Here is a 7,330-nt window from a genome sequence, read left to right on the forward strand (position 1 = left end):
GCAGACGCTCGCGGGCAGGATGGTCAGTCTCAGCACGCTGGCGCTATCCTTGCGTCGGGCCAGCTTGCCCCCAGACGCGAGAGCTGACCAATCATGGCTGTCACAGACCAAGCGCTCGCCTGGACGCAGCTGTTCGGAGACCTCGACCGCAGCGGCTTGGCGCTGCACTTTCAGATCCGCCGGGCAATCGTCACCGCCATCGAACGGGGCCTGTTCACCGCGCAGGCCCGACTACCGTCGACACGCCAGTTGGCGACGCTGCTCGGGGTTGCCCGGAACACGGTGGTGAACGCCTACCAGCAATTGATCGACGAGGGATTTCTGGTCGCCCACGAACGCAGCGGCATCTTCCTGGCACCGGACCTGGCCGTCTCCCAGGCGCCCACGGCCCCCGGCGGCCGGACCATCGATTGGTCGGAGCGCCTCGCGCTTCGGCCTGCGCGGCTACGACAGATCACCAAGCCCCGGGACTGGCTCGACTACCCCTATCCCTTCCTGTTCGGCCAGTTCGATCCGTCCCTGTTCCCGGCCAATGATTGGCGCGAGAGCGTGCGGGCCGCCTCCGGCGTGTCCGAGATCAACGCCTGGGCGGGCGACTTGATCGACGAGGACGACCCCGACCTGGTCGATCAGCTGCGCCTGCAGGTACTGCCCCGGCGGGGCATCTTCGCGAGCGCGGACGAGGTGATGGTCACGATCGGCTCGCAACAGGCGCTTTCGCTGCTGATCCAGCTGCTGGTCGGCCGCAACACCCCGGCGGGCGTCGAGGACCCCTGTTATCCCGATACCCGCAACATGCTGACGCTGGCCACCGACGACCTGGCGACACTCGCCATCGACCGGCAGGGGGTCATGCCGGATGCGACCTTCGCCAGCCGGCGCGTCGCCTTCGTCACCGTGGGCCATCAGTGCCCGACGACGGCGGTCATGCCGCTGGAGCGACGCCGCGCCCTCCTGGAGGCCGCGCGGCGCCACGACGTCGTCCTGGTGGAGGACGATTACGAGGCCGACCTCGCGCTGTCGGACGAGATCCCCGCGCTCAAGAGCCTCGATGCAGACGGGCGCGTTGTCTATGTCGGCAGCTTCTCGAAGGTGTTGGCCCCGGGCCTGCGCGTTGGCTACGTGGTGGCACCCCGGGCCGTGATCGCCGAGTTGCGCGTGCTGCGGCGGCTGATGCTGCGCCACCCGCCGTCGAACAATCAGCGCGCCACCGCGATGTTCGTGGCGCTCGGGCATTACCGCACGCACCTCCGCCGGACAGCCAGCGTGCTGGAGGAGCGCGCGTCGCGCATTGCCGGTTTGCTGCCCCGCCTCATGCCCCGGTTCAGCTGGCGGCGCGATCCGGGAGCCACAAGCTTCTGGATGAAGGGACCGGCAGGCCTCGATGCCCGGGATCTCAGTCTGCGCGCCCGCGCCCGCGGCGTCCTGATCGAGCCGGGCGACATCTTCTTCGCCGATCCGGATGCCGGCCGGGCTTGTTTCCGGCTGGGTTTCGCCTCGATCCGCACCGATCGGATCGAGGCGGGGCTCACCCACCTGTCGGAGCTGATCGGCCCGGCGGGCGCTCCGCTGTCACAGAGGATGGCCGAGCAGGTCTGAGACCGCCTGCACCACGCTCGTGATCGCCACGGTACAGAGGAGCAGGATCGACAACGCCCGATGGCCGCGGCCGGCGCCGCGCTGGAGGAGCGCCTCGCCGACGCGGCTTCCGGCGACGATGAGCGGGATGCCGATCGCCACCGGGATTGCCAGGGATACCCCGAGGAGGCCCGCGGTCGCGAGGCTGACGGCGCTGGCGATCGACGTGGCGAGGAAGAACACCAGCAACGAGGCGCGCCCCTGCTGAGGCGAGAGCGGCGTCGCGAGATAATAGGCGACCACGGGCGGGCCGGGCATCGCCGCGAGCCCGTTGCACAGGCCGGCCGCCAGCCCGACCACCAGCGTCGCGCCGCCGCGGGGCAGCACCACGAAACGGAAGCCCCGCACCAGCGCGATGGTTCCCCCACCGCAGATCAGCGCGATGCCGAGCCGCGCGACGTCGGGGCTCGCCGCTGCGAGCGCGGCCACGCCCAGCGGCGATCCGACCACCGCACCGGCGACGAGCCAGCCGAGCGAGGGCCAGTGGCAGGTCCGGCGCGCCCGCGGCAGGTCGGACAGGCTTGCGCAGAACTGAAGGGCGACGGCGAGCGGGACGCATTGGCTCGGCGGCAGCGAGAAGCCCAGCAGCGGCACGGCCGCCAGGGCGAATCCGAAGCCCGTGAAGCCGCGGATCAACGCCGCCGCGAAGACCGCCGCCGCGATGGCGACCAGGGTCCCCGGCTGGGGCGCGGCCGCCAGCAGGGCGGGAACGGCTTCCATCGCCTCAGCGCATGTCGACCACGATTGTCTTCTTGCGGGTGAAATGCTCCAGCATCGACTCGAGGGAGGCTTCCTTGCCGAGGCCGGACTTCTTGAACCCGCCGTAACTCAGGTTCGGCTGGATCGTCAGGTTCTGATTGACCTGGACATAGCCGGCATCGAGCGCGTGCGACACCCGCAGCGCACGACGCAGTTCGGTGGTCCACACTGTCGCGGCGAGGCCGAAATCCCCGGCATTCGCCGCCTCCAGAACGGCCTCCTCGTCGGAGAACGGCACGATGCAGGCGACCGGCCCGAAGATCTCGTCGCGCATGAGCGGGCTGTCCTCGGTAAGACCGGTGAACAGGACCGGCTCGACGAAGAGGCCTCCGGCGAGCTCCGCCGCTTCGGGGAGGGTTCCGCAACGCACGGCCTGCGCGCCCGGGGTCGCCTCGCCCTGCGCGATGTAGTCCATGATCTTGGCACGCTGCCGGGCGTTGATGACGGTGCCGATATCGGTCGCCTCGTCGAGCGGGTCGCCCATCCGGAGGTTCGAGACGGCAGCGGCCAGCCGCTCCACGAACGGGTCGTGCAGGTCCGCATCGACGTAGATCCGGCTCGACGCGGTGCAGCTCTGACCCTGGCGGGTAAAGCGCATGCCGGCCACTGCGCCCGCGACGGCCCGGTCGAGATCGGCGTCGGCGAAGACCAGCATCGGGCTCTTGCCGCCGAGCTCCAAGCTCACCGGGATCAGCTTGTCGGCGGCCTCCCGGTAGATCGCCTCACCCACCGCCTGCGAGCCCGTAAAGGTGACCTTGGCGACGTCGGGGTGGCGGACCAGCGGCGCCCCGCATCCGGCTCCGGTGCCACAGATCACGTTGAGGACGCCGGGCGGCAGGAGCTCCGCCAGCAGGCGCGCGGCCTCGATCGTCGCGAAGGGGGCCTCCTCGGAGGCCTTCACCACCACGGTGTTGCCCGCCACCAGGGCCGGGCCGATCTTGAGCGCCATCAGCACGAGAGGCACATTCCAGGGCAGGATCGCCGCCACCACGCCCAGGGGCTCCCGGGTGGTCAGCGCCAGCATGTCCGGGCTGAACGGCAGCGTCTCGCCTTTGAGTTCCGTGGCGAGGCCGCCGAACATCGCGAGGATGTCGGCGGCGGTGGCGATCTCGGGTCGGCATTCGGTGCGGATCGCCTTGCCGGTCTCGGCGGCGAGGAGCGGGGCGAGGTCCGGGGACGCCGCCGCGATCCGGCGCCCGCCCTCGGCGACCAGCCGACCGCGCTCGCGCGCCGGCACCCGCGCCCAGGCCTTTCCGGCGGCGCGGGCGGCCGCGACCGCCGCCTGGACATCCGCCGGGCCGGCCGCCGGCGCCTGCCCCAGTGCGTCGCCGGTCGCCGGATCGAGAACAGTCAGGCATGTGCCGTCCACCGGGCCCACCAGCGCGTTCCCGATCAGGTGGCGTCCCGCAAGCGAGGCCAGGAGGTCGCGCGCGTTCCCAGGAAGGCGCGCCGGGCCGCGCGTCAGGCTCTCGGGTTCGTTCGACATGGGCGGGTCACTCGCGATCGGACTCGGGCGTCCCGCCGTCGATAAAACTGGTGCGGGCGCCGCGACAGGTCCAGGCGGCGGCGAGTGAGCGGACCAGGGCGCCGTCCGGGCGCCGTCAGGCCTTGCCCTTCCAGGGCACCAGCGCGCGTTCGAGCCGCCGCAGGCCGAATTCGAAAAGGGCTGCGAACAGGCCGATCAGCAGGATCCCCATCACCACCACGTCGGTGCGCAGGAAGTTCGAGGCGTTGAGGACGAGCTGGCCGAGCCCGGCCTGGGCCGCCACCATCTCGGCGGCGACCAGGGTGGTCCAGCCGACGCCCATGCCGATCCGCAGGCCGATCAGGATCTCCGGCATCGCGGCCGGGAACACCACGTAGCAGAGCACTTGCCAGCGGCTCGCGCCGAGTGCGCGCGCCGCGTTGATCTGGTCGACAGAGGCCGAGAGCACGCCCGATCGGGTCGCCAGGGCCACCGGGGCGAAGCAGGCCAGGACGATCAGCAGCACCTTCGACAACTCGCCGATCCCCAACCAGATGATCATCAGCGGCAGGTAGGCCAATGGCGGCAGCGGCCGGTAGAACTCGATCAGCGGGTCGAGGATGCCGCGGGCGATCCGGCTCATGCCCATGGCCAAACCGGCCGGGACACCCAGCAGCGTTGCGAGCCCGAAGGCGCCGAGGACGCGCAAGAGGCTGTCGCGCACGTGAAGGCCGAGGGGGGCGCCGTCGAGTTCGCCGTTCCAGGCCTGCCCGAGGGCCGTCAGGACCGCCTCCGGCGGCGGCAGGAACAGCGGTTTGATCCAGCCGACATGGGTCGCGACCGCCCAGAGACCGAGGCAGGCCAGCACGGTGGCCAGACTGATGATCGGCACCAGCGACTCGTCGCGGCGGCCACGGCGCCCGGGGCGAGAGCGCGACGCCTCGGGAACCGCCGCGTCGAGGGGAAGGCCGCTCATCGGGAGCCTCCGAACGCCGGTTCGATCCGGTGATGGATGCGCCCGAGCACGCGCTCGCGCACGGCGATGAAGTCGGGATCCGACTTGACCGCCCGCGCCGCCCGCCCGGCCACGACCGCGCGCGAAAAGGGCAGGTCGATCGTCTCGACGATGCGGCCCGGCCGCGGGCTCATGATCAGGAGCTTGGTAGCCAGGAACACCGCCTCCTCGACGTCGTGCGTGATGAAGAAGGCCATCTTGCCGGTCCGGTGCCAGACTTGGAGGATCAGCTCCTGGACCTGCTCGCGCGTGAATGCATCCAGGGCGCCCAGCGGCTCGTCCATCAGCAGGGCGCGCGGGTCACTGGCCAGCGCCCGGGCGATGCCGACCCGCTGCTGCATGCCGCCGGAGAGCTCGTAGGTCTTCCGGTCCGCGAACTCGGCGAGACCGACCAGCTCAAGCATGGCGAGGGCGATCCGGTGCCGCTCCGGGCGCGCAACGCCGCGCATCTTGGGACCGAAGGCCACGTTCTCGGCCACGCTCAGCCAGGGCATCAGCGCGTGGCGCTGGAACACCACCCCCCGGTCGGCCCCCGGGCCCCGGACCGGCACCCCGTCCAGCAGGATGCTACCCTCGGTCGGTTCAAGGAAGCCGGCCATCGCCGAGAGCAGGGTTGTCTTGCCGCAGCCTGAGGCGCCGAGCGCCACCACGAATTCCCCCGGCCGGATCGTGAGGTTCACCTGCGAGAGGGCGACGATGCCGGTCTCGCCCTCCCCGTAATGGACGCTGAGGTTGCGGATCTCGATCATGGATCTCTCCGGCTTCGCCGCGGGCTATTGTTCGGCCGCCGCCACGTAATCGCCGGTGACGAACCGGCCGTAATCGGGTGCCAGCGCCTGCACGCGCCCCTGCGCCTTCAGGAACTCCGCGGTCTCCGTCAGGGCCCTGGCGGCCCCGCCGCCAAGCCAGGCCGGGGAGGCCTGCGCGTCGAGGGCCGGGAAGCGGTAGCTCGCGAGGCTCGCCGGCACCTCTGCGGGGGTCGCACCGGTGATCTTGGCCACCGCCTTCACCTCGCTTGAATCGGCAGCCCACGGCCGAGCCCTGTAGGCCGCGTCCTCGGCCGCGATCAGCTTCACCAGCGTGACGAGGAAGTCCCGGTTCTGTGCCGCCCAGGCCCGGTCGACCACGAGGCCGTCGAAGGTCGCCTTGCCCTTGCGGGCGATGTCGCCCGCCGAAATCAGCACCGTGCCGGACTTCTTCACGCGGGCCAGCACAGGGTCCCAGATGAAGGTCGCATCGATGTCGCCGCGCTCCCAGGCGGCGGCGATCTCGGGCGGCCGCATGTTGAGGATCGTCACGTCCTTCTGGCTCAACCCGGCCTCCGCCAGCGCGGCGATCAGCTGATAGTGGGATGTCGAGACGAACGGCACCGCGACGGTCTTGCCACGCAGGTCGGCCACGGTTTTGACGCTGCTGCCGTTACGCGCGACAAGCTGCTCGGCGTCGGCGATCTCGTCGAGAATCCAGAAGAGCTGGATGTCGAGTCCCTGCGAGGCCGCCGCAGCGATCGGGCTCGACCCCGCCTCTCCGATCTGGACGTTGCCCGACGCCATGGCGCGAATCACGTCGCCGCCGCCGCCGAACTTACGCCACGTCACGGTGTAGCCGGTGACCTTCTCGATGGCGCCCGAGGCCATCAGGGCCCGGAACGGGACCACCATGTCCTGGTGCGCGAAGGTGACCGATTTCTCGGCGGCCAGGGCGGGGTCAGGCGAGAGGATGCCGAGGAACAGCGGTGCCAGGGCCGCCAGAGCGGCTAAGATTGCTCGCGCGGCGGGGCGGGCTTTTGGTCGCGATCGTACGCTGTCCATGAGCATTCATCCCCTCCGGGACCCCGAACCGCTCCCGATGAGCGGTCCGACCGGAGGGTCCGACAAGGCAAGCTCCGTGCACAAGGGGCCAGACGATGCCTAAATCTCCCCCCGCATGGCTCCCCCGCGCCAGTCGCTCCCCAGGGCCGGCCAACTGGATGCGTCGTTGACACCGCTCTGGACCTCGCGAGGCTGACGGCGCCGGCGCTAGGTCGTGGCGACGACAGCCGCCCGCGGGCGAGCCAGGGGAGTGCGGTTCCATGAATGAAACGACGACCGAAGCGGAGCGCCACGCGGTGCTCGACAGCCTGTTCGAAGCCTTCAACCGCCACGATGCGGACGGGGTGATGGCCTGCTTCACGCCGGACGTGGTGTTCGACACCGCCGCCGGCCCGGAGGCGCACGGGCGCCGGCTGACCAGCCAGGACGCGGTGCGGGCGGCCTTCGTGGCCGTCTGGACCGACATGCCGGACGTGGCCTGGACGGTCACCCGCCACACCCTGGCGGGGGAGCGCGCCACGTCGGAATGGCTGTTCACCGGCACCCGGGCCGATGGCGGCCGGGTCGCCGTGGAGGGGGTCGACCTGTTCGTGTTCGAGGGAAGGCTGATCGCCCGCAAGAGCGCCTTCCGCAAGGACCGCC

The 7,330-nt window shown here is 70.8% G+C and carries 7 protein-coding genes; 2 read left to right on the plus strand and 5 right to left on the minus strand.

What is annotated here, in order from left to right; translation table 11 throughout:
* Nucleotides 1-93: 93 nt before the first annotated feature.
* On the plus strand, nucleotides 94-1,599 hold the full coding sequence (locus FV242_RS18040; RefSeq protein WP_147939879.1) for a PLP-dependent aminotransferase family protein: 1,506 nt from the start codon (nucleotides 94-96) through the stop codon (nucleotides 1,597-1,599).
* On the opposite strand, the gene FV242_RS18045 is transcribed toward FV242_RS18040, so the two are convergent.
* The 5 genes from FV242_RS18045 to tauA form a co-directional block, all read right to left on the minus strand.
* Nucleotides 1,573-2,358 carry a sulfite exporter TauE/SafE family protein gene (locus FV242_RS18045; protein WP_147939880.1) on the minus strand — a complete coding sequence of 262 codons (786 nt, stop codon included), beginning with the start codon at nucleotides 2,356-2,358 and terminating at the stop codon, nucleotides 1,573-1,575. The genes FV242_RS18040 and FV242_RS18045 overlap by 27 nt on opposite strands.
* Nucleotides 2,359-2,362: 4 nt before the next feature.
* Nucleotides 2,363-3,883 carry an aldehyde dehydrogenase family protein gene (locus FV242_RS18050; protein ID WP_147939881.1) on the minus strand — a complete coding sequence of 507 codons (1,521 nt, stop codon included), beginning with the start codon at nucleotides 3,881-3,883 and terminating at the stop codon, nucleotides 2,363-2,365.
* Between the two features lie 115 nt (nucleotides 3,884-3,998).
* On the minus strand, nucleotides 3,999-4,838 hold the full coding sequence (locus FV242_RS18055; RefSeq protein WP_147939882.1) for an ABC transporter permease subunit: 840 nt from the start codon (nucleotides 4,836-4,838) through the stop codon (nucleotides 3,999-4,001).
* Nucleotides 4,835-5,626, minus strand: coding sequence for a taurine ABC transporter ATP-binding protein (locus FV242_RS18060; RefSeq protein WP_147939883.1), 792 nt, complete (start codon nucleotides 5,624-5,626; stop codon nucleotides 4,835-4,837). The genes FV242_RS18055 and FV242_RS18060 overlap by 4 nt, the downstream gene beginning before the upstream one ends.
* Nucleotides 5,627-5,650: 24 nt before the next feature.
* Nucleotides 5,651-6,688 carry a taurine ABC transporter substrate-binding protein gene (gene tauA / locus FV242_RS18065; protein WP_147939884.1) on the minus strand — a complete coding sequence of 346 codons (1,038 nt, stop codon included), beginning with the start codon at nucleotides 6,686-6,688 and terminating at the stop codon, nucleotides 5,651-5,653.
* 260 nt (nucleotides 6,689-6,948) lie between these two features.
* Between tauA and FV242_RS18070 the strand changes: the two genes are divergently transcribed.
* Nucleotides 6,949-7,330 (plus strand): nuclear transport factor 2 family protein (locus tag FV242_RS18070; protein WP_147939885.1); only part of this gene is annotated, 382 nt, incomplete at its 3' end.

Source organism: Methylobacterium sp. WL64 (genome assembly GCF_008039945.1).
In the GTDB taxonomy this organism is placed as follows: Bacteria; Pseudomonadota; Alphaproteobacteria; order Rhizobiales; family Beijerinckiaceae; genus Methylobacterium.